Origin of the sequence: Sporosarcina sp. P20a (assembly GCF_002743175.1) — a bacterium.
Taxonomy (GTDB): domain Bacteria; phylum Bacillota; class Bacilli; order Bacillales_A; family Planococcaceae; genus Sporosarcina.
Genome location: NZ_PDYT01000001.1, coordinates 637,437 through 660,501, shown reverse-complemented (window position 1 = coordinate 660,501; position 23,065 = coordinate 637,437). Strand labels below are relative to the sequence as shown.

21 protein-coding genes and 1 pseudogene are annotated in these 23,065 nt (G+C 39.9%); 13 read left to right on the top strand and 9 right to left on the bottom strand.

The features are described from left to right. Nucleotides 1-416: helix-turn-helix domain-containing protein (locus CSV72_RS03425; protein WP_158232137.1), on the bottom strand; the 416-nt coding region annotated here is incomplete at its 3' end. A 409-nt stretch (nucleotides 417-825) separates the two neighbouring features. On the opposite strand from CSV72_RS03425, the gene CSV72_RS03420 reads away from it, so the two are divergent. The 5 genes from CSV72_RS03420 to CSV72_RS03400 all read left to right on the top strand — a co-directional run bounded on the left by CSV72_RS03420 (nucleotide 826) and on the right by CSV72_RS03400 (nucleotide 4,157). Further along, nucleotides 826-1,275 carry a hypothetical protein gene (locus CSV72_RS03420; RefSeq protein ID WP_099677102.1) on the top strand — a complete coding sequence of 150 codons (450 nt, stop codon included), beginning with the start codon at nucleotides 826-828 and terminating at the stop codon, nucleotides 1,273-1,275. Between the two features lie 258 nt (nucleotides 1,276-1,533). Next, entirely contained in the window at nucleotides 1,534-1,767 is a 234-nt protein-coding gene (locus CSV72_RS03415; RefSeq protein WP_099677101.1) for a hypothetical protein, read from the top strand. 96 nt (nucleotides 1,768-1,863) lie between these two features. After that, nucleotides 1,864-3,102, top strand: coding sequence for an NADH:flavin oxidoreductase/NADH oxidase family protein (locus tag CSV72_RS03410; RefSeq protein WP_099677100.1), 1,239 nt, complete (start codon nucleotides 1,864-1,866; stop codon nucleotides 3,100-3,102). 341 nt (nucleotides 3,103-3,443) lie between these two features. Beyond that, a complete protein-coding gene (locus CSV72_RS03405; protein ID WP_099677099.1) occupies nucleotides 3,444-3,671 on the top strand; it encodes a DUF3953 domain-containing protein in 228 nt (75 codons plus the stop codon). 39 nt (nucleotides 3,672-3,710) lie between these two features. Beyond that, nucleotides 3,711-4,157 carry a hypothetical protein gene (locus CSV72_RS03400; protein ID WP_099677098.1) on the top strand — a complete coding sequence of 149 codons (447 nt, stop codon included), beginning with the start codon at nucleotides 3,711-3,713 and terminating at the stop codon, nucleotides 4,155-4,157. Nucleotides 4,158-4,245: 88 nt separating this feature from the next. On the opposite strand, the gene CSV72_RS03395 is transcribed toward CSV72_RS03400, so the two are convergent. From CSV72_RS03395 to CSV72_RS03385, 3 genes and pseudogenes are all read right to left on the bottom strand, one after another. Next, on the bottom strand, nucleotides 4,246-5,304 hold the full coding sequence (locus tag CSV72_RS03395) for an acyltransferase family protein (RefSeq protein ID WP_099677097.1): 1,059 nt from the start codon (nucleotides 5,302-5,304) through the stop codon (nucleotides 4,246-4,248). 244 nt (nucleotides 5,305-5,548) lie between these two features. Then, nucleotides 5,549-7,978 carry a Lon protease family protein gene (locus CSV72_RS03390; protein WP_158232136.1) on the bottom strand — a complete coding sequence of 810 codons (2,430 nt, stop codon included), beginning with the start codon at nucleotides 7,976-7,978 and terminating at the stop codon, nucleotides 5,549-5,551. Between the two features lie 187 nt (nucleotides 7,979-8,165). Then, nucleotides 8,166-8,903, bottom strand: a pseudogene (locus CSV72_RS03385) (cyclase family protein). 185 nt (nucleotides 8,904-9,088) lie between these two features. Here CSV72_RS03385 and CSV72_RS03380 point away from each other — a divergent pair. Continuing rightward, entirely contained in the window at nucleotides 9,089-9,301 is a 213-nt protein-coding gene (locus CSV72_RS03380) for an alpha/beta-type small acid-soluble spore protein (RefSeq protein ID WP_099633404.1), read from the top strand. A 340-nt stretch (nucleotides 9,302-9,641) separates the two neighbouring features. On the opposite strand, the gene CSV72_RS03375 is transcribed toward CSV72_RS03380, so the two are convergent. Both CSV72_RS03375 and ggt read right to left on the bottom strand, forming a co-directional pair. Beyond that, nucleotides 9,642-11,831 carry a YhgE/Pip domain-containing protein gene (locus CSV72_RS03375; protein WP_199170041.1) on the bottom strand — a complete coding sequence of 730 codons (2,190 nt, stop codon included), beginning with the start codon at nucleotides 11,829-11,831 and terminating at the stop codon, nucleotides 9,642-9,644. Between the two features lie 241 nt (nucleotides 11,832-12,072). Further along, nucleotides 12,073-13,827: a gamma-glutamyltransferase gene (gene ggt, locus CSV72_RS03370; protein ID WP_199170040.1), complete on the bottom strand. Its 1,755-nt coding sequence runs from the start codon at nucleotides 13,825-13,827 to the stop codon at nucleotides 12,073-12,075. Between the two features lie 382 nt (nucleotides 13,828-14,209). On the opposite strand from ggt, the gene CSV72_RS03365 reads away from it, so the two are divergent. Continuing rightward, complete coding sequence (locus CSV72_RS03365) at nucleotides 14,210-15,094, top strand: D-alanyl-D-alanine carboxypeptidase family protein (RefSeq protein ID WP_099677095.1); 885 nt, start codon at nucleotides 14,210-14,212, stop codon at nucleotides 15,092-15,094. 84 nt (nucleotides 15,095-15,178) lie between these two features. Here CSV72_RS03365 and bioA read toward each other — a convergent pair whose 3' ends face one another. Together bioA and bioD are read right to left on the bottom strand one after the other, a co-directional pair. Further along, complete coding sequence (bioA, locus tag CSV72_RS03360) at nucleotides 15,179-16,510, bottom strand: adenosylmethionine--8-amino-7-oxononanoate transaminase (protein ID WP_233191059.1); 1,332 nt, start codon at nucleotides 16,508-16,510, stop codon at nucleotides 15,179-15,181. A gap of 7 nt (nucleotides 16,511-16,517) precedes the next feature. Further along, on the bottom strand, nucleotides 16,518-17,255 hold the full coding sequence (gene bioD / locus CSV72_RS03355; RefSeq protein WP_099677093.1) for a dethiobiotin synthase: 738 nt from the start codon (nucleotides 17,253-17,255) through the stop codon (nucleotides 16,518-16,520). Between the two features lie 96 nt (nucleotides 17,256-17,351). Between bioD and CSV72_RS03350 the strand changes: the two genes are divergently transcribed. Next, entirely contained in the window at nucleotides 17,352-17,918 is a 567-nt protein-coding gene (locus CSV72_RS03350) for a biotin transporter BioY (protein ID WP_099677092.1), read from the top strand. 55 nt (nucleotides 17,919-17,973) lie between these two features. On the opposite strand, the gene fabG is transcribed toward CSV72_RS03350, so the two are convergent. Next, nucleotides 17,974-18,717: a 3-oxoacyl-ACP reductase FabG gene (gene fabG, locus CSV72_RS03345; protein ID WP_099677091.1), complete on the bottom strand. Its 744-nt coding sequence runs from the start codon at nucleotides 18,715-18,717 to the stop codon at nucleotides 17,974-17,976. Nucleotides 18,718-18,932: 215 nt separating this feature from the next. On the opposite strand from fabG, the gene CSV72_RS03340 reads away from it, so the two are divergent. The 5 genes from CSV72_RS03340 (at nucleotide 18,933) to CSV72_RS03320 (ending at nucleotide 23,064) form a co-directional block, all read left to right on the top strand. Further along, nucleotides 18,933-19,364, top strand: a complete 432-nt coding sequence (locus CSV72_RS03340) for a BrxA/BrxB family bacilliredoxin (RefSeq protein ID WP_099677090.1) — start codon at nucleotides 18,933-18,935, stop codon at nucleotides 19,362-19,364. A gap of 2 nt (nucleotides 19,365-19,366) precedes the next feature. Beyond that, complete coding sequence (locus CSV72_RS03335) at nucleotides 19,367-20,140, top strand: class I SAM-dependent methyltransferase (protein WP_233191053.1); 774 nt, start codon at nucleotides 19,367-19,369, stop codon at nucleotides 20,138-20,140. Nucleotides 20,141-20,557: 417 nt separating this feature from the next. Beyond that, entirely contained in the window at nucleotides 20,558-21,145 is a 588-nt protein-coding gene (locus tag CSV72_RS03330; RefSeq protein WP_099677089.1) for a YpjP family protein, read from the top strand. Between the two features lie 206 nt (nucleotides 21,146-21,351). After that, nucleotides 21,352-21,966, top strand: a complete 615-nt coding sequence (locus CSV72_RS03325) for a hypothetical protein (protein WP_158232135.1) — start codon at nucleotides 21,352-21,354, stop codon at nucleotides 21,964-21,966. 156 nt (nucleotides 21,967-22,122) lie between these two features. Beyond that, nucleotides 22,123-23,064, top strand: a complete 942-nt coding sequence (locus CSV72_RS03320; protein ID WP_099677087.1) for a thymidylate synthase — start codon at nucleotides 22,123-22,125, stop codon at nucleotides 23,062-23,064. Nucleotide 23,065 lies beyond the last annotated feature (1 nt).

The window sequence follows — 23,065 nt, the reverse complement described above, 5'->3', positions numbered from 1 at the left end:
TTATAAAGGGTTTTCGTGGACACAGTAGGTCGGTCTTTCCACTCTTCTTGAAGGCTTGTAAACCCGACGACTGCATCTGGTGACCAGTCCTGATTTAGGATTTTGTCACACGCGAAATTGACAAAATCATTGGCTATAAGCAGCTTACTTTTTGCGCCACACTGAAGTCGATTTCGTTCATATATTGCCTGTCCTGTTTCAGCGAAATAAGCTGTATAGGATGTGCGCCCAGTCTTGAGCTGGGTCGTGGTTCCACGCTTTAATTCATTAGCGATGGTTTGATGAACGCGTCCTAACCGTCTACCGATCTCTCGGTTGGTATGTCCATCCTTGTGAAGCGCCTCGATTTGACCGCGCTCAAAAGCTGATAGGTGTTTATTTTTACGGTTTTGTATGGTACTCTCAAGTTGTGCCACTATAAAACTTCCTCTCATTGTTAGTCTCGCAACTTCAATGATACACGAATTTTATAGTGGCATTTTTTGTTTGAATTTAGGTGGCTAACTTGATTGTACAATTGGCCAATTATTAAAGATGAATTAAATGATTATACTGTTTTACCAATTCTATATTCTTTGTTATTGTAAAAGAAGATTGTATGCTCAATGAATAATTGTAGAAGTAAGTTATTAGGAGAAAAGCATGAGTAAGTTAAAACCAAATATGATTTGTGGTTTTTTGGGGGGATACGATTAATGCTTATTATAGGCATGTTGCTCATTCCGTTGTCATTTCCAATTCATAAATTGGAAATGGAGCTAAGTTGACTAAAAATGAAGATTGAAGATACCTTCTATAAAACTATATATTGATTAGAGTGAGGTAATGGATCGGATTAAGGTAGGAAGTTATGTACTGGAAATAGATGTAAACCAAACAAGACAATTTTATGAAAAGCACCATTTTATCACGGAAGATTGTGACTGCGATTATTGCGCTAATTATATTTTAGCATGTGACACATTCTCATCAGAAGTCAAACATTTATTTAATATACTGGATATTGACCCCCGTAAAGAAGGTGAGATTTCCGAGTATATGGAAAATGATGATGGCACACATTTATACGGCGCATTTTATCATATTGTCGGTAAAGTGATTGATGGACCGCAATTGCAGCTACTGACTAATAGTGAAAAAGGAGTTTCGATACCTAATTGTGATGAGGTCGAAATAGATTTTAACGAAAAGGATTTAGATTTAGTTCCAGACGACTTTCCTAAGCCGATTGTTCAATTTGAAATACAATTAAATATTCCGTGGTTGTTAAGATAAGTAAAAACACTGAATTATATTCAGTGTTTTTATAATCTAGTTCAAATTCAACTAAAATTCGATTGCTCTCCTATAAAGTAATGTATCGATACCGAAAAATAAAAACGTAATGCAAATAGTTGATTATTCGTTCGGTATATATTTTATTGTGTAAATGATCAAAAATGTTCATATTCAATTTATTGGAAAAATGAACCGAATCTATTTCCAAAGAATGAAGATACCGCTATTGAAATCCTTAAAAGGGGGAGGGGTGTGATGAAAATACTCAATCTAGCATTACCAATCACAGTCATACTTGCAGGTATTATTATGCTAGTTACAAAAAGATTTGAATACATGATTTATTATGTATTGTTACTTGGCGGTTTTACTCTATTTACATCCATCAGAGATATACGTAAAAAAGAAGATGAAGCTCAAGCCTACATGAATATCATAATTTTTGTGCTACTTCTAATTCTATACATCTTTATTTTTGTATTAAACTAAACTACGCAATTATTGAATAAAGCTAATTTACCAAAAATAACTTGATATCATAATGGCTTTTCTATAATACTTGAAAAATAAGGAGACAAAGGATAAATGAATCAATCAAAGTCCGTGTTGAGTAATGCCCTAGAACTTCCAAATGGAGCCATTATTAAGAATCGAATATTTAAGTCTGCCATGAGTGAAGCTTTGGGGACGTCTCATCAAAATCCGAGTCCGGCCTTGGTGACTTTATATAAAACTTGGGCTGACGGGGGCGCTGGTCTTGTTGTAACAGGTAACGTTATGGTAGATCGAAATGCTTTAGGAGAGCCAAATAACGTCGCTATAGAAGATGAACGGGATATAGAGATGTTAATGAAGTGGGCGAAAGCAGGAACTGAAAATGGAACCCACCTGTGGATGCAGCTTAATCATCCAGGAAAGCAATCACCGAAAATGATTTCAAAAGAACCTGTAGCCCCGAGTGCAGTACCTCTTACAGGTGGGTTACAACGTTTCTTCAAGGAACCACGTGCTCTTCAGGTGTCAGAGATTGTAGATTTAATTAACCGATTTGGAGAAGCGGCGAGAATTGCGAAAAAAGCAGGCTTTACAGGTGTTCAAATCCATGCAGCACACGGATATCTCGTTAACCAATTTTTATCCCCTTACCATAATCAACGTACAGATGAATGGGGCGGAACTTTGGTAAATCGAATGAGGTTTTTGGAAGAAACGTATAATGAAATCCGTAAACAAGTAGGAAGTTCATTTCCGATCGGTATTAAACTAAACTCTGCAGATTTTCAAAAGGGTGGATTCACTGAAGATGAGTCTATGGAAGTTCTTCGAAGAATGTCCAAATTAGGGATGGATCTCATTGAGATTTCTGGTGGAAATTATGAAAATCCGATTATGATGGGGGCAGATGTAAAAGAAACTACAATCAAACGTGAAGCATATTTTATGGACTATGCTAAAAAGGCTCAAAAAGTAATCTCTACACCTATAGTAGTTACAGGTGGCTTTCGTACACAAAAAGGGATGGAGGAGGCTGTTGCAAGCGGAGAAATTGATATGGTTGGCGTTGCAAGACCTTTTGCCTTAGTGCCAGACTTGGCAAATAAAATCTTTACTGGCAGTTATGAAACCGTTCAAACAAAACCGATCCGAACAGGGATTAAACTACTAGACAAGAGTGCTTCCTTATTAGAGATTGGTTGGTATGAACAGCAGTTAGCAAGAATCGGAAAATCTAAATCTTCAAACCCTAACCATAATGTTTGGATTTCTTTACTACAAAACCTTATAGGGAATGGCCGTACTGTATTTTCAAAAAGACGTGCCTAGACGTTTCCATAGTGGGGTGTAGTTTTTACCTATTCAAAAGTAATTGATGTAAGAAATAACATAAGACAGATGGATTGTACTTGTCTAATAATTTCTAGAAAAGAAGTGGTATGTAAAAATGACGAAGAGAAAATTATACTGGACGCTGCTCATTCCTAGTATTTTTATATTTGTGATAGCACTCATCTTATTACCTGATAGCAAGAAAAATTATGCAGCATGTATCCCTCTTTTATTTTGGATTGTGAATTATAGTGTAATGAAAATAATGAAAATTAATACTTGAAATGATATAGTGATCTATTATTTAGATCCGATTCTCACATGGAGGTTTTTACATAATGAACATTATTATTGCTATTTTAGGAGTCATAGTAGCTTCCGTATCGAGTTATAGTTTACTGACAGGTGAAAATGTTACTATGCCTTATGTGCAAATTCTTTTGGGCGTGATGCTTGTACTTTTGGGATTCAGTCAATTAAAAGAAAAAAGAAAAGGGTTAGCGATATTCCTATTCTTTGCAGCTGCATTTAGCATATTCATAAACATCACCATCTTATTAAGATAATCGGCGTATGGAATATACTAACAGAAAAGAGGTGGAATGATGGAGTACTGGGATATAACGGAGAACCCTACAGAAGAGGTATATAGAAACCTGATCAACGCGCTATGCGATCATTCGGATACATTTTATTTCGTCACACGCAAAGAACTTACTTATAATCCAGACATACTGGACCAATTCAAACCGTATACTTCGGAAGTCTATAAAACGAATGAGTGGGTGAATACGATGACAAAAGGTCCGGCCGCAACCGTCTATGTGATGGAGTCAAATGAAAAAACATGCGAGTTATTAAAACGCCACGCCAATACTTTGTACGACTGGGTAGCTCCTCATTTACCTGAAGATTTAACCTTTATGAAGAATGGTTTTGCTTGGTTTTCCTGTACGACACATGAAGAATATAGCGGGTTTTCTATCCGCTCCGATTACTACAAAAATATAATGTGTGCTATTGAAGGTTTGAAAATACAAAAGTCTGAGTAATATATAGCTGAATTCGTAAAAAAACACCTGTGCCACAAACTTTCATGAATGTTTAACCATTCATGAAAGTTTTGTGCACAGGTGTTTTTTACGTTATCGCTCGATTAGCAGTGGTCTTCTTCTGTGAGAATCCGCCAAGGAATAGCTTTCCATTGGGGAGAAACTTTTGGATGATGATCGAAACTGCAATGGGAACGAATAAGCCGAATGCGGTGAATCCAATGACCCCATACGTAAAGTAGTCATTTAATAAAATATCTGTAAAGATGTGCAAGTACATGATAGTTAAAGAATGCTTTTCGATCCTTTGCAGCCAATTTAAAGATGATTTAGCTGCTATGAGTTGGAATGCGCCAACTAACACAACTGTGAAAGAAAGCGGGATGATCAAGTCTAATACGAAATGGTCATAGCGTAAAAATTTCATACTCAAGTGATAGTCAATGACGTTATACTGATCGAGTGATATGGCCGTTCCACTAACGAGCAACCCTGCGATTAACCATTTCTTCGGAATATTCATCCAAAAACTCTTCAAATAATAGCCAAGTGAAAAATAGACGACTGCCATCATTGCGACATCGATGTTCCAAATCATTGGAATCGTTTGCGCCGCAGTAGATGGAGCACCGCCAATGACATGCATCGCGAACAAGCTTTCCAAGTGAGCGATACTATAAAAAACAGCTAAAATAATGAGTTGTTTCGTGCGGTTAAAGTATTTTGTCATCCATAAGAAAAACAAGTATGTAAAGAATAGCGTCGTGACAAACCAGAATACGCCATAGGCCCCGCGTACAAAACGTCCGCCGACTACAAGTGTCCACATATCGTTTACATACCATGATAAGTCTGTATTACCCGAACCAATCTCTATCCCGTAACGGATCAGCGTAATGCTGACGAGGAAAAATAAATAAGGAACGATCAACTGCATAAATCGTTTTTGAATCGAGATTTTCATTAAACCTTTTTCAACTACGGGCTTAAAAAACAATCCGCTTAAAATGAAGAAGGCCGGCATGTGAAACCAGTAAATATACTTAACGAGTGGGACATCTAACTGTCCAGGATAATGTCCAATGACGACAAGAATCATTAAAAAACCTTTGGTGACATCTACCCAGGTTAAACGTTTCTTATTCATAGTCAGCCTCCTCGAGAAAACTATCGTATATTCATTGTACAACCTTTCGACAGCTTTGAAGGAAATGTAACAGAATTGACTTGGAAATGTAAGCTGGTTGGAAATACATAGGAGGATTTCGGTGGTTTATTACGGATGACTGAATATTGTTACAGTACATATAGTATGTAGTCAAAGAAAGAATCTGCATATGAAATGCCCATCAAGTTTAAACTTCATGGGCATTTCATATGCAATTCCTATTTCAATTCTCTTGTTCTTTAGCAAATTCCATAAACAGACGTAATTTAGTTGCAGCTTTTCCATAGACGGTTTCTTTATCATAGTCACCATGTTCATTCGGATGTCCTGCCGGTATACCGGTTAATAGTTCGATTCCTTCTTCAATCGTTCGCACTTTATAAATATGGAACTGTCCATCACGAACCGATTCAATGACTTCATCGTTTAGCATCAAATTTTTCACATTTTGATGGGGGATGAGTACGCCTTGTTCGCCAGTTAGTCCTCTACTTTTACATACATTATAGAAGCCTTCAATTTTTTCATTAACGCCGCCAATTGGCTGAATTTCTCCGTTTTGATTGACGGAGCCAGTTACAGCTAATCCTTGATTGATTGGTATTTCCGCTAGGCTGGAGAGAATCGCATATAATTCAGTGCTTGATGCGCTATCACCATCTACACCACCATAAGATTGTTCAAAAGCAATATGTGCGGTCAGTACTAACGGATACTTTTGAGCGAATTTTTGTCCTAAATATCCACCTAATATATAGACACCTTTATTATGCGTATTACCGCTCATTTGGCTTTCCCTTTCAATATTTACAAAGCCTTTTTTTCCCATAAATGTAGTGGCTGTAATACGCGATGGTTTTCCGAAATGATATTGCCCTAAATCATAGACCGCCAAGCCATTTACTTGTCCAATCTTCTCTCCGGTCGTATCAATTAAAATACTGCCTTCGTCAATACTCGCTTGAATTTTTTCTTCATATAAGTTCGAACGATATCTCTTTTCTTGAATGGCTTTTTCTATATGTTTGGCCGAAACGAGATCGTCTCCCATGATGCTTGCCCATGCATCCGCTTCGTAAAGCAATTCTACTTGTAAATTAAAACGAGTGGATAATTTATTTTGATCGCCTGCGATACGTGAACTGTATTCAATAATTTTTGAGACAGCTGTCGGATCAAAGTGCCGAAGTCCGTGTTTTTTACAATGGGTATGAATGAAACTAACTAACCCTGCAATATTATCTTGGTTGTATTTCATTTCGACATCAAAGTCTACACGGATTTTAAAGAGTTTACGGAAATCTTCATCGTGATGGTAAAGAGCTTGATAAATATCCATATTTCCAATGATAATCACTTTTACGTCAAGATGAATCGGATCTGGGTTAACGGAGGCGGTAGCAATGATACTCGCGTGTTCACCTATATTTTCAATTTGTAATTTATGGATTAATAATGCTCTTTTTAAACCTTCCCACGCTTGGCTCTTCGAAAAAATATCTTTCGCTTGAATGAGAAGATATCCTCCGTTTGCCTCATGTAAATAACCGGGTTTTATTTTCGTGAAATCAGTACTCATAACACCCATACGGTTTTCATATTCCACTTTACCCATTACGTTATAAAAGGTAGGATTATCTGCAGATATGACGGGCATGCCTGTAGTTTCGCTATTATCAACTAACACGTTTATCGTATATTTTTTTAGCGCTTGATTTTCGTCTTTGAACAGATTGCCTAGCTGTTTTTCATCCTTTTTAGATGGGCTAGGTAAAAACGTGTGAAAGTTATTTACGAGATCTTTTCGTACTGCTTTCATATAGTGCATCACTTCAGGACAGTCTTTATAATTCTTTTTTAATTCATCAATATGAAAATCGATGGTCGTAATGGCTGTTTGATGATCAAAGCCGGCTAACGATTTCTTCAAATCCTGTTCAAAACGTAGTATCGTTTTTGTCGCTTCCAGAATTTTTTCTTGTAATTGGGCAGATTTACTTTCAATGGCTGCGAGTTGTTCCTCACTTAATGCATTATAAGCCTCCTCACTTATAGGTTTTCGGTCTTCGCCCATCGGAATCGTGGCGATCGTGGAATCGGACTGTTTTAATATAAATCCGTTCTCCGCGGCTATTTCATTGGTCTGTTTATATACTTGGTCCATTTGATCTTTATACTTTCGAATGATCGATGAGCGATTCTTTAATCGATTTTCTTCATTAAACGAAGTGGGAATATCTACTTTTAAATCCTTCAATAGGTCTTCCATCGATTTTTGAAGTTGCTTACCGAATCCGACAGGGAGTTTTAGCACTTTAGGTTTGTACTCATCTTCAAAGTTATTTACGTAACACCAGTCAAAGAGGGTAGTTTCTTTCTCTGAAAAGTCATGTACGACGGTAGTGACAAACGACGTTTTTCCAACACCTTCAATTCCTGCAACATATAGATTATATCCAGGTTTATTCACGTGTAGGCCAAAATTCATCACGGACCGGGCGCGTTGTTGCCCAACGATATTTGTCAGCTTTTCCACTTGTTCTGTTGATTCGAATGAAAACATCGAGTAGTCAACCACTTTTTTTAGATCTTTTGGTTGTAACTCCGATTGTGTTTTTATGGAATATTCATTGAAATTTGCCAAATAACTCACCTCACTCATTTTTGCTTTCTATTCAGTACATACCCTTAATGTGATCAATACACGCAATAATCAGATAAATAATTACGTGAAACGAGAAATATTACATTACCGAAGTTATAGATTTCAGCAAACTTTATATATGAAATAGAAAAGGTATTGCGAACGCTGAAATGCGCACAGCAACACCTTTTAGTATTTACGGCAATATCGCAAAACTGCGTACGAGAAAACCAGAAGCTTTTTCGGGTTTCGGCATAATGTTGAAAATCACTGCACCTTTAGCTGGCAACTGATCGAGGTTCGTCATCAATTCCACTTGATATGTATCTTGCTCCAATACAAAATATTCTCCACGTAGCGCTGGGTGCTTTGGGAAGTCAATCGCTGAATCAGTATCGAATGTTTCGTGACCAACTGCTTGTATATCGCGTTCATTGAATAAAAACTCTAGTGCCTCTAAGCCCCAACCAGGGATTCGGTTATGCCCTTCGGTGTCTTGATTGCAGAAAGCTTCATGATCTGGCCAACGCTTACTCCAATCTGTCCGTAATGCAACAAATGTATTTGCTGCAATTTGGCCATGCTGTTTTTCAAATGATTAAATATCTTCTATAGTGACTGTAAAGTCATGATCTTGTTGTGCTTGTTTAGAGAAATCCATTACGACTAATGGTAATACAAGCTCTTTTAGCTCGAGCTCATCAAGATAGCGTGTATCGCGTAAGAAGTGAATCGGTGCGTCGATATGTGTTCCATATTGACCCGCCATTTTGAAGCTTTGAGCAAACAATCCATCATTGTTCGTGAAGAGAGTTTCGAATTCTGCTGCGTCAAAAGCAGAAAAGTGAGGGGAATCGGGTCCAAATGTATGGGGCAAGTCAACCCATTGTTTACTTTTAAGTAGTTGGATTGCTTGTTGAAGTTCATTTGTCATGTAAGTTCCTCCATTATGTATGTTGTTTCAATAGTATGTTTATTCAAAAGGAAAGTCAATATGCGTTGATGTCGGTAGTAGAACTATGGTTGAAGGTTTGAAGTAATTGCTTAAAAAACTTTTTTACTCTTGATGTATGATATTTCGAAAATTGCTCATTCTATTGTCAGAAGGAGGTGGACAACATGCCAAACAACAACAGCAACAGCAACTCAAACCAACTTTTAGTTCCAGGCGTACAACAGGCGATCAACCAAATGAAGGAAGAAATCGCTAACGAATTCGGTGTAAACCTTGGACCAGACTCCACATCGCGTGCCAACGGATCCGTCGGCGGAGAAATTACAAAGCGATTAGTGCGTCAGGCTCAATCACAAATGAACGGTTATACGAAGTAATCGGTTCTAACCAGCCAGATTAGCATGTGAAAAATCAATGTCACTATACGCTTTGATTTCTCAAAATCGAAAAGACGATGATTCATTCCAACGTGAATGGATTGTCGTCTTTTTTGTATTGAAAGAGGTACTTTTTATTTTTTTGTGGGAATCTCCGGACGCGCTGAAATATTATATATAAGTTAACACGACGTGAAACCTCCTTACCAATGTAGGGAGGTTTTGTAGTGCGGTATATTATTTTCGTTGAATATCATATAATTCACCATAACCGAATGCTACTACGTCAGAGCAGTCATAGAAACACTTTACATTCAGTACACAAATTTTATGCAACAGTTTAATGAAATAGATCGGTCTCACGTGATTTCGCTAAAAGATGATTGGTTGCTTTATTCATTTTTTCTTTGAATACTATACCGAATGTAATGAATACCAATCCAACTACCACTAAAAACAACAGATTCTTTATAGTTCGGGCCCAGACGATTCCTCCAACAGCCTCTCTCATCAAGTCAATTGCGTATGTGAAAGGTAAGAAAGGGTTGATCCACTGGAAAAATGAAGGTAGTAGCATAATCGGATACGTGCCACCAGATCCTGCAATCTGTAGCACGAGTAAGACAATGGCCATCGCTTTGCCAACATCACCGAACACTGAGACGAGCGTATAGACGATCGACATGAATACAACGCTGATTAATACCCCAAACAAGAAAAATGCGATCGGCTCTTTGACGGTTACACCTAGCAGAACGATATCACCGGTCGTCACGATTAACGTTTGAATGCATCCGATCAAACCGAATGTAAATAGCCGACCTACATAAATTTGTCTAGATGTGAATGTGCCTTCACGGCTAATGTCTGTGGAGAGTAAGGAAATTAATAGTAAACAACCGACCCAAATGGAAAGTACCGTATAAAAAGGTGTCATGCCGGTACCGTAATTTTTGATCGGGAACAACTTCGTTTCATTTAATACAATCGGTTCCTCAAAGAAGCTACGCTCCGCTTGTGGATTATTTTGCAGTAAGTCGATGATTTCATTAATATCTGTCGTGCCTTGAATATCCTCAATACGATTTGCGAGTTGGTTCACTTTCTCGTAGACATACGGGTATTGGTTTAACGCGCTCTCGACTTGTTGTTTGCCTTGCGTTAAGTGTTGATCAGCACTAGTTAATGTTTGTTGTACTTCGGGAATGGTGTTCTGTACTTCAGTCAGCAATGCTTTAGCACTAGTTAGTGTTCTCAATGCCTGGGCAATTTCTTTGCGAATGTAAGGTTCTATCGTGTCGGTGTATTCTTTTAGGAATGAATCGGCTTTCATGGAAGTGTTCTCGGCAATCTTTTGCAAATCATTTATACTATTGCGTAGCCGCTCTTCTTCACCTTGCATAAGTGAGTCCATTGTACGTGCATTTTGTTGAATTTCATTTAGTAGATTTTTAAGATTGTCGACTTTTAGTAATGCCGCGTCTATTGGCTGGGAGAGAGTGGCATCTGTTGCATTCGCTTGTTCACCGTTTAATTGTTCAGCTACATTCTTTATATTCAGAAGGTCTTGCTCAAGTCCGTCCAGTTTTTCCATACTGCCAGTTACACGGTCGTCAACCGCTTGTTTCGTACGATTCCATTCAGTGAAGTCAGGTGATAGTTGCTGAATTTGTTTAAGGAAATCATTCGTTTCATTTGTAATAGCAGCTATTTTCTCCAAATCCGCTTTAATACGTGGTGCAGCCGCTTCTAGTCGATTCTGTGCTGTTGTCAGCTGATCCAACGTATCATTAATCATTTTCAGTCCTGAATTCGTAGTTCGTTTCGCTTCAGGCAGTAACTGTTGCGCTTTGTTGATGATTTGCTTCGCAGAGTTGGCATCAGTTACAATTCCTTCCAACGTCTTGTGAATCGCTGGTAATTGCTTTTGAATGTCGAAGATGTATTGCTCGAATTTCTTGATATCTGGTAAATCTTTTTCGATTTCTATTCCAAGTTCATTAAACAAATCGAGTACAACGCCATTGACCGTAGAGATAAAACGGCGGCTTACTTTGTCGACAATGACAGAAGCGCCTTTTTCAGTAATTTTAGGTGCGATAGAATTCAATTTTTCATTGACGAAATAATGGATTTCCGCCTTTTTAGGCTCTCCTGAAGTAACTGTCGCAAGTTTGCTAGAGAAGTCTTTTGGAATAAAAATCGCCGCAAAATAGTCACCGTATTCTACGCCGGCCATTGCTTCCTCACTTGTAGTAAATGACCAATCCATCTCTTTATTATCTTGTAATGTATTTATTAGTTCTTTACCGACATCAATCTGTTTGTCACGCACCATCGCGCCTTCATCTTCATTGACAATCGCGACAGGTAATTGATCGGTATGGGCATAAGGGTCCCATGTTGCGTAGATATTCAGCCATGCATATAAAGACGGTAAAATAGTCAGCCCGCCAATCAATAGGGCAGCTACCCAGTTTTTACTAATATGCTTTAAATCCAATTTAAAAATATTCCAGCTTGTTTTCACGGTTTTACCTCTTTTCCAGTAACACTTTTTATTAGCTATTATGCCCATAACACTGGAATTCAACTGATTTCTTTTGTGTTTTTAAAATGTATTTCTGTGTCTAGGTTAGGAAGCCAAAGATTGTTACAGAAATGCACAGGAATGTTTTTCGCACGAAAGATGTTCCACTAAAAAAAGCACCTTGTCCCTAGCTGATATAGCAGGGGATAAGATGCTTTTTCTATATATAATAGTTGGTAATTTATTTACTTACACCAATTGCGGCTCCATTACGGCTGGAATCAGCAACGCCTTTATAGACGCCTTCCTTTTGATCGATTAGAATACTTTGTACGTTCCCGATCGTAGTCGGCTTGTCACCAAATTGATGACCGAGTACACGCAAGTACTCTATTGTTTGTTGTGGAATCTCGCTTTCATAACGATAAGTTGATGTGCTGTTCGTATAGATTCTAGGCTCTTCTACAGCGGCTTTTAGCTCCATACCATATTCAATCGAGTGAATAATTGTCTGCAAAACAGATGTGATAATTGTCGGTCCACCGGGGGAACCAACCGATAGAACCGGCTTGCCATCTTCAAATACGATAGTTGGTGTCATGCTACTGAGTGGACGTTTATTCGGTTCCACTTGGTTCGCTCCGCCTGGTACTGCGTCGAAGTCTGTTAGTTCGTTATTTAGGACAATTCCGTAACCTGGCACCATGATTCCGCTACCAAATAGTTGTTCAATAGTTGTCGTGTTAGAGACAACATTGCCCCATTGATCCGTTACAGAGTAGTGCGTCGTTTCACCGAGTTTGTCTGGGGCAGGCTGTAGTGTAGCTACAGTTGCATTCGGTTTATTTTCATACTTCCATGGGTCGCCAGCTTTTGGATCTTTCATCATGTGATCCAAGTTGATCAAATTCGTGCGTTCCTGGATATATTGTGGATTCAATAGTCCTTTTAGAGGAACATCGACAAAATCAGGATCTCCAGCATAGATGGCACGGTCAGCATATGCGAGGTGCATAGTTTCCGCCAGTAGGTGATATTTCTGCCATGACTTTACGTTGTATTGAGATAGATTGAAGTGATCCAGAATACCAAGCATTTGAAGAAGGAAGACGCCTCCAGAGCTAGGGGGTGGCATGCTAGCAATCTGATAGCCTTTGTAATCGCCCCAAATGGGGTCGTCCATCGTAATCGCGTATGTACGTAAATCTTCAGGTGTCATAGTGCCGCCATATTGTTGTACTGCGCCTGCGATAGCTTGTGCAATTTCTCCTTTATAGAATACATCTGTACCTTGGTTTTTAATTAATTCAAATGTTTTCGCCAAGTCTTTTTGTACTAATAGGTCACCTTCACGCATAGGCTTGCCGTCAGGTACGAATACTTTTCCAGACTCTTTGAAAGCTAGTTTCAACTTATTTTCTTCAATAGCTTCCGCTAATACCGAGTCAATCGGGAAACCGTTGCGAGCTAAGTCAATTGCAGGGTCAATTAATTCAGACATTGGAAGAGTACCAAAGCGTGAAAGTGCTTCCTCTAGTCCTTTTAACGTTCCTGGGACACCAACTGAATTTCCACCTTCCACTCGTTTAGAGAAGGGGATGGGTTCGCCTTTTTCATCTAAAAACATGGTAGGAGTAGCCCCTGCTGGTGCGCGTTCACGGCTGTTGATGATCTGTGTTTTATCCGTATTGGCATCATAATACATGAGGAATCCTCCGCCACCAATACCAGACATCATAGGCTCAGTCACGTTCAGTGCAAATTGGATAGCGACAGCGGCGTCAATCGCATTCCCGCCATTCGCTAATACATCGGCACCGACTTTCGATGCTAATGGATGCGCTGTCGTTACCATACCATCAAGTCCAGTTGCTACCTGACGATAATTTGAATAGTCCGTATCCCAATTGCTAGCAAGTATAGTTCCTGGTAATGTACTGAATAAAAGCAAAAAACTCAATGGAAGTACTAGAATCCAATTCAATCGTTTCTTCAATCACTTCACCCTTTCAGAAATGTTTTTACTTTACTCCAGCAGTAGCTCTCCTTTCCATTTAGGTTAGATTATCGCAATTTAATAGTTCGGTAGCCTGAATAGTTAGATTATAGAAAACGCTTACATGTATAGGTAGATTATATTTCGGATTTCGAAATTCAGTTCTAAAGTAGTTAGCGAGCGAAGAGGTTTCTAGTAATAAACAACCCACTAGCGGTCTGGCAATTTTCTACTAGACAAACTAAATGAAACCTTTTCACTAAAAGTAGAGCACGTTTTCTACATTAAAAGTATTTTACTATTCTTCATACAATCTTAAGAAACGTCTGCTACCATTCTTCAGACTTCTCCTTCATAATGAATAGTATAGGCGGGTGTATACATGAAGAAATTACTACTGGTGTTACTCATCTGTTTGGGGATCTATGCGGTTGTTACCCAATGGAATGATGTGCAATTGATAGAAGAAAATTGGAGTGCCTCGTCGAAGGCCATGATTCTCTTGAATGCACATACAGGTGAGGTGTTATATGAAAAAAACAGCAAAAAACCATTACCGATTGCTAGCATGACAAAATTAATGACACAATATATCGTTTTGAATACGATCAAAAACGGCACGATTTCCTGGGAAACTACGTACCAACCAAGTCCCACCGTGATGGATATGGCACAGTTCGCTAGTGCTGCGAAGCTCGGCATGAAAGCGAACGAAAGCTATACAGTACGTGAACTATTTACGGCGATGACGGTCATTTCAGCAAATGATGCAGCTCTTGCGCTAGCTGAGATTGTGGCAGGGACAGAAGATGATTTTGTTGCGATCATGAATGAACAAGCACGTGCGTTTAAGCTAAAGAAGACCGTTTTCTATAATCCGCACGGCTTAGATGGCAATTATCTTGGCAGGGGTGAGGATCAAAACAATTTGGCATCTGCTCACGATATGGCAGTTATCGCTGATCGGCTCATCGCAACGCATCCTGAAGTATTGGAATTCGCCAGTATGACGCACTTCATGTCTGATGAAGGGATGAAGATGTGGAATACGAATTTATTGTTGCCTGGTATGCGTATGCAAATGGCTGGCATCGATGGATTAAAGACTGGATATACCGATGCGGCAGGTTCGTGTTTTACGGGCAGTGGGGTATTCAATGGAGAACGGGTGATTTCCGTATTAATTGGAGTAGAGGAAGTAGATGGCGATGTATCGGAACCACGTTTTAATGTAACTAGGGAAATGGTGGAGCGGTTTGTGAAGTGATGATTAACTTATATCTGTTTTAAGAAAGACTGCGCTAGAAACCATGATGGTTTCTAGCGCAGTCTTTCTTTATAAAGTTTGTAGTTATCGCTGAATACTACCCATAACTACCGATTCCTCTGTCACTGCTTGAATACCTTTTATCAGTAGAGCAACCATTTCCGCTAACTGTTCATTTGAAGTAGCTAGAGGCGGCATCAGGACAATAACATCCCCGAGCGGCCTTGTCAGCAAACCGAGCTTTCTCATTTCCAGTGTAGCTCGGTAAGCTACACGGCTTTCTAATGGGAAAGCCTCTTTTGTGTGCTTGTCTTTCACGATTTCAATTCCACACATCAAGCCACATTGTCTAACGTCTCCGACATGCGGAAGTTGCTTGACGTCCACTAGTAATTCTTTAAGAAACGTAGACTTTTCCTCTGCCTGCTTTACTAGTTGCTCTTTCTCGAAAATTTCCAAGTTAGCTAATGCTACTGCACATCCAAGCTGATTCCCCGTGTAAGAGTGTCCATGGAAGAATGTTTTCATTTCTTTATATTCTCCATAAAACGCATCGTAGATTTCTTCCGTCGCGAATGTAGCAGCGACTGGCAAATAGCCCCCTGTAAGTCCTTTTGCTACAGTCATGAGATCGGGCTGAATTTCTTCATGCTCGACAGCAAACATTTTTCCAGTGCGTCCGAAACCAGTAGCTACTTCATCGACAATCAGTAAAACGTTAAATTCATTGCACAATTGTTCAACGCCTTTTAAATAACCTGCTGGCATCGTATTCATTCCGCCCGCTCCTTGAATCATCGGCTCAAGCACCATTCCTGCAATTTCTTCATGGCGTTCTTCAAATAGCAAGCGCAGTTCCTGCAGACTTTCATCTCGCACGATATTCTCATCACCTGAAGGGTGGCGGTAAACGGATGGGAATGGAATGACGAGCGCATCAAATAATAGGGAAGTATAGACTTTATGATACAGTTCAATAGAACCGACACTCATCGTACCGACCGTATCACCATGATATCCGTTGCTAACTGTCACAAAGCGTGTTTTTTTCTCAAGACCTTTATTCTGCCAAAATTGATACGCCATCTTCGCCGCTATCTCAACAGACGTCGCACCACTATCCGAGTAAAACACACGGGTCAATCTTTCAGGCACTAATTTCACTAATTTCTCCGCCAGCAAAATTGAAGGTATGTTTGCAGCACCGAGTAACGTTGAATGAGCAATGGACTGCAGTTGCGTTTGGATGGCTTCATCTAATTCCTTTTTTCGGTGGCCATGAACATTTAGCCACAAAGAAGAATAGCCGTCCAAATACGTTTTGCCATGTATATCCGTAACTGTCACGCCTTCTCCGCTTGCAATGATGAGCGGGTCTTTCTCGTAATCCGACATTTGTGTAAATGGCAGCCACATATATTGCTTACTTTTCTTGAGTAATTGATTTGCTTCCACTCTGTAACGCCTCCTCTAAAATTGTATAATTCCATTCTTCGTAGCATTTCTTTCTCTTTTCCGAATCCATCAACGTTTCTTCAATGTTTTTCTGATAGGGAATAATCCCAATCACTGGGACACCGCTCAGCTTATAGATCATTTCCACATTGTCTTTGATGATATGGGGGGAGTATTGCGCCATATCATTGAATAAAAGCCCTGCGATTCGAATCCCTCTTGCTTTCATTGCTTCGATTGAAAGGAGTGTGTGGTTGATCGTCCCAACTCCCGCTCGTGCCACTAATACCACAGGTGCCATCAATTCTTCCATCCAGTCAATCATGCAATATCCTTCCGAGGTAAGCGGCACATATAATCCTCCCGCTCCTTCTACTACGATGCCGTCATAACTTTCACTAAGTTTCTTCACCGTTTGTGTCAATCTATTAATATCGATTTGTGCGTCTTCCAAACTGGCAGCCAAATGAGGCGAGCAAGGTGTAGTGAATAAATAGTCGGGGGAAAGTTGTTCTTTGCCTGACGCCAGCTCATACGTCATCATATCTGGCGCTGCAAAGCTGTCATTGCGTAAAACTGCCCCTGTTTGGATAGGTTTAAACGGGACGAAATTCCGCCCGTTAGTAGATAAAAAGTCACTGAGTAACACAGTGGCTACGGTTTTTCCGGCATCAGTATCTGTTCCAGTAATGAATAATATCGACACATTATAATCTCCTTTTTAAAATATAGGTTAACTAAATACTAAGTTATGTTAACATATAAAATGTGAGACAACAATAGAAAGTAGGAGGATCAGAAAATGAAAGCAAAAGAACTTGTACTTTGTGCATTATTTGCAGCATTGATGGGGGTGGGAGCGAACATAGCACCACTACTGACGATTGGAGGTGTGCCCGTCACGCTTCAGTTGCTATTTGCAATATTGGCAGGGGGATTACTAGGTAGCCGATTAGGTGCCTTGTCTATGTTTGCGTATTTATTTATTGGGTTAGCAGGTGCTCCGATTTTTGCACAATTTAAAGGGGGACTCGGTAGTTTCATTAGCCCGACGTTTGGTTACATTATTTCCTTTATCTTCGTAGCTTATATCGTGGGGAAGTTTTTCGAGCGTAAACCGTCGTGGTTTAGTTATGCGGGGGCAGGAATTCTCGCAATTGCTGTGAACTACATAATCGGTACGAATTATATGTATTTTGCGTATGTATACTGGGTAGAAGCGCCTGCTGGCTTTAGTTATGTACTTGCTTGGTCCTGGATGGTTGCTTATTTACCACTTGATATCGGAGTTACGATTCTGTCTATTATATTAATTCCTAGACTGCAAAGAGCTATTAAATTCAAGCCTCTAAGCAAGCGTTTAACGTAAAAAATATACCTGTGTGAGGACAATCAAGAAGTTCTCACGCAGGTATATTTTTACATTACACCATCAAAAATCCGCCACTGACACTAATACACTCTCCGTTAACAAAACTCGAATCATCTGAAGCTAAAAACGCAACAACCGAAGCTACTTCCGCAGGATCACCCATACGACCAGCAGGCGTTAACATCGTCGCCATTTTCTTCACATCATCCGGCAAATTCTTCGTCATATCGGTATTGATCTGTCCCGGTGCAATCGCATTGACCGTTATCTGCTTAGCGCCGTTTTCTTTAGCTAGCGTTCGTGTCAAACCAAGTACACCCGCTTTCGAAGCGCTGTAATTTCCTTGACCCAAATTGCCCCAGCTGGAAGAGGAAGAGACATTGACGATCTTGCCGTATTGCTGCGAACGCATATGGGGAATGACGGCTCGGCACGTATAGAACATGCTATTGAGGTTGACATCCAGTACAGAATGCCACTGCTCCGGCGTCATTTTGTGGAAAAACGAATCCCTCGTTATACCTGCGTTATTGACCAATATATCGACCTTGGCGAACTTCTCGTAAATAGTAGAAAATGTTTTCGTCACTTCTTCTGGATCGGCTACGTTGCACTTCATAGGGTAGACGTTCTCACCTGAGGTATCCAACACGGAAGCTGTTCGTTCCAACTTCTCGAAATTGACATCTAGTATGATTACTGTTGCTCCGTCGTCGAGTAATCGTGCCGCTACCTTCTCTCCAATTCCTTGTGCTGCACCTGTTACGACCGCAATCTTATCTACTAATTTGCCCATATTTCACACTCCTCATCATTTTCATAGAATAGTAAGACAATTTTATCATGAATGAATGTTGATTCATATAGCGGATTATTTGCTTGAAGAATATCAGCGAATACAATATTCTATTATTCGCCAACTCAATCACGTGAAATAATTCCTTCTATCCTTTACTATTGAAATCAGTACGACATAAAACACTTAACCCCATGAAAGGCGGAGATATTCAAATGAACGCTTATGATGAGTACATGCGCGGGATTGTTACACCGATGCGCGAAGAACTAACGACTGCAGGATTTACAGAACTAACAACGGCTGATGAAGTCAACGATACGCTTAAAGACTTGGAAGGTTCAGCAATCATCATGATCAACTCGGTATGTGGCTGTGCGGCAGGTTTAGCACGTCCAGCAGTACGCGAGGCAATAGAAGAAGTAAAACCGGATCACCTATTTACGGTGTTTGCTGGACAAGATAAAGAAGCGACGGAAACATTCCGTTCGTACTTCCCGGAAATTCCACCAAGTTCGCCATCCATCGCAATTTGGAATGAAGGCAAAGTGGCATACTTTATTCCACGTGAACAAATCGAGAACTTCCAGAAAGATCAAATTAAAGATCACCTCGTCGACGTCTTAACTAAAGTTGTCGCTCAGTGAACGTGATCATTACGACAGCAGGACGCCCTGATGAACATTCCACTACACTGATGCATCAAGCAGCGGACGCGTTACAGGCACCTGTCGTCGAACGAAAAAAGCGGTCTATCCCTACACTTCAAGACATCTATCAAGCAGATGTCTTAGTGGCGGGGAAGGACCGCTATTCGTTTTACAAAAAAGATAGTACCGAACCGTTCTTCTTTCATCCGAACTCTGCCACCTATCGCTTAAAACGTATACTAAAAGGTGAAATAGATCCACTCGTGGCGGCAGCTGATCTCAAACCAGGAGACTCTTTCCTCGACTGTACACTCGGTCTAGGCTCTGATGCGATCATTGCGGCGAGCACCGTGGGAGAAAAAGGAACAGTGGAAGGGATCGAAGCAGATCAAATCGTCGCTTTTCTAACCAAAGTCGGATTGCATAACTTCCCGATCGACTTTTCACTACTACAAGAAGCGATGAGACGAGTCCAAGTCATTCATGCGGAAGCAATAGATTTCCTGAAAACTTGCGAAGCGAACTCACGCGACGTTGTATTCCTCGATCCGATGTTCACGACACCGATCGAAGAGTCTTCCAATTTTGAAGTGCTACGGGAAATTGGCGTGACGGATACTATCACTGAAGAATGGGTTACAGAAGCTTTGCGCGTATGTAGACGACGAGTCGTACTGAAAGATCACTACCAGTCACCGATGTTTGAACGCTTCGGCTTTATTCAGCAAATTCGCCCGTATACGAAAGTACATTATGGTGTGCTGGAGAAATGAGATAGACTTTATCTGGTATCGCCACAATTCTTTGCTTAACGACTAACATAGAAAAGACTGTATAGCTTTTTATTAAGCCATACAGTCTTTTTGTGTTTTTTTCATAACGCCAGTCTGTCGCGACTAAAAGGCGTTCTTCGCTTTTGAATTAGTGCGTGAAATTAAGGGAGCTCAAGTACAAAGTCAATACAAGCATACCAATACCTAATAGTAAGTTAACATCCATTGTTGCGACCTCCTTTATATGTAGCGCGTTGATTGAAATCCGCTTAACTTACAATCAGAGAACATTTTGTGAAAATTGATGATTGAAGTTTGACTTTATTGTACAATGAAATAGTAAAAGATGAAACCTTTTGTGACGCTTTTCGTATGAGTTATGTAGATGTATGACGGAATGTTGAAGGAGTGATGGAAATGAAGCAATGGTTACAGCGGCTGATGATCGCATCTGTCGCCGTGTTGACACTGGGCATCATTACACCCAATCATGAAATTTGGACAAACTTTACGGATAAGAATGAACCAAATGAATCTGGAACCCACGCAGAAGGCATGGAGTATTCCCTTGAACTGCAAGACAACCGAAATGACTTACTGACACTTGACAGCTACACCGAAGAACAGCAATTGGTCGCACACGCACGTCTATTAACATATGAAAAATTCGGACAGCGTATCGGCCCCGTAATCCAGAATGAATTCGATAACGAGATTTTCCCACGAATCGAAGCAGTGATCCAAACGACCGTACATAATGCAGCAGATCGCCGTCTCGCAATCACAGAACAGCCTTCAGGCGATTATGCGGAAAAGATTTTTCATGTCTACGACAAGACTGCGAATGAAGATCTGATTAAATTCCACGTCCGGACGGAAAAGCGACCAGTGGACGGTTACTTCTATAACTTCCATTACCATACAGCGGATGATGGATTTGTGGCGCACCATTCAGTTGGGGATATTTACTGGTCGAAGAACACACCACCGAAATGGCTATCGTAAGTCGTTAAAGTTTTGTTGTGAGAAAACTGAATTGAATAAAAACCGTGTGAAACCAAGTTTGTAGAAGATCGGTTTTATGCGGTTTTTTGATTTGAGCTGAAACATTGTTGAGTAAATAAGACGATTCTTTAGTTCCTTTAGGTTCGCCAGGCTAGAATTGTGTAAAGACAAGTGAAACCTGTCACAATGCGGCAACGTAGAGAGATGTGAAACGAGGTGATCAAATGGATGTTTTGAAGTTGGATCTTGATGTGTACTCGCCTTTGATATTGCCTATTATTATTCTGATTTTAGCCGGAGGAATTATCGGTATAGTATTCAAATCCCAAATAATCAACTTTGAAAAATATCTTGCAATATTTAAATTTGCTTTTTATATACTTTTAGCCTTTGGAACATTATTACTGAATGTTACTGTAGATGGCAATACTATAAATAGTATTGGTTTTGATATACCTGATAAACTGACTATAGGACAATTTTTATTGATTGCATTATCTACATTCGAAGCATGCTCTAATTTCATAGATTTTTTAAAAGTTCCCAAAAGCGACTTTCACTTAGTTACTAAAGAAAAATATCAAACTGATAAAATTGATGACTCTTCTAGAAGGATTCAAACTGCCAAAAAAATTGCGGAGCTTGAAGAGGAAATAGCGGATATCAAAAGAAGTACTCTTTGCATAAATAAAAGTGTAAAAGAGAATGAAGAGAAAGAAAATATGAAATCAAAAGATGTGACACAAATACAAACTAGCTTGCTTATTATTTATTTTATTCAAGAATACATAGTAGGTAAAATTAGACGCAAGAAGAAATAAATTATTTTTAATAGAATTTGCATCACACCGTAAAACGGCTTTCTTGACCGGTCGTTTCCCGGTGTGTTTTTTTGTACCCAATTCCAATGTCTTTCTCTTTGTACTAACACAAACAATGTTATAATAGGTGTAATTTCTTATGAGGGAGCTTGAAGCATGAAGCAATATTTAGATCTATGTCAACATATTCTGGAAACAGGAACAAAAAAGGGAGATCGTACGGGTACGGGGACATACAGTGTCTTCGGTTATCAAATGCGTTTTAATTTAGCGCAAGGGTTTCCTTTATTAACGACAAAAAAGACGGCGTTTCGTTTGATTGTCTCGGAATTACTATGGTTTATTAAAGGTGATACCAATATCCGGACGTTGATTCAAGAGCGTAATGGAATTTGGGATGAATGGGCATTTGAGCGGTATGTGAAAAGTGAAGCGTATACAGGACCGGATATGACGGATTTCGGTCACCGTGTACTGAAGGATGAAGAATTTGCGGTTACGTATAAAGCGGAGCTCGCTTCATTTAAAGAGAAAATCTTAGCTGACGAGGAATTTGCGAAGGAGCACGGGGATTTAGGTCCTGTCTACGGTAAGCAATGGAGAGCGTGGGATAGCGCAAACGGTGTCATCGATCAGCTTGCACAAGTAATTGACAGCATCAAAAACAATCCGGATTCACGCCGCCACATCGTCACAGCGTGGAACCCGGCTGAAGTGGATGATATGGCGCTGCCACCATGCCACTTACTATTTCAGTTTTATGTAGCGGACGGCAAGTTATCATGCCAGCTCTATCAGCGCAGCGCGGACGTTTTCCTCGGTGTACCGTTCAATATCGCGTCGTATGCATTACTTATTCATTTAATTGCGCATGAATGTGGTTTAGAAGTAGGCGAATTCGTCCATACACTAGGGGACGCACACTTGTATCAAAACCATATTGATCAAGTACATGAGCAATTAGCGAGAGAGCCGAAGGAATTACCGACATTGAAAGTCAATTACGACGGTCGATCGATCTTTGATTTGACGGCAGAGGATATTTCAATTGAAGGGTACGATCCGCATCCGAGAATTAAAGCACCAATCGCAGTATAAG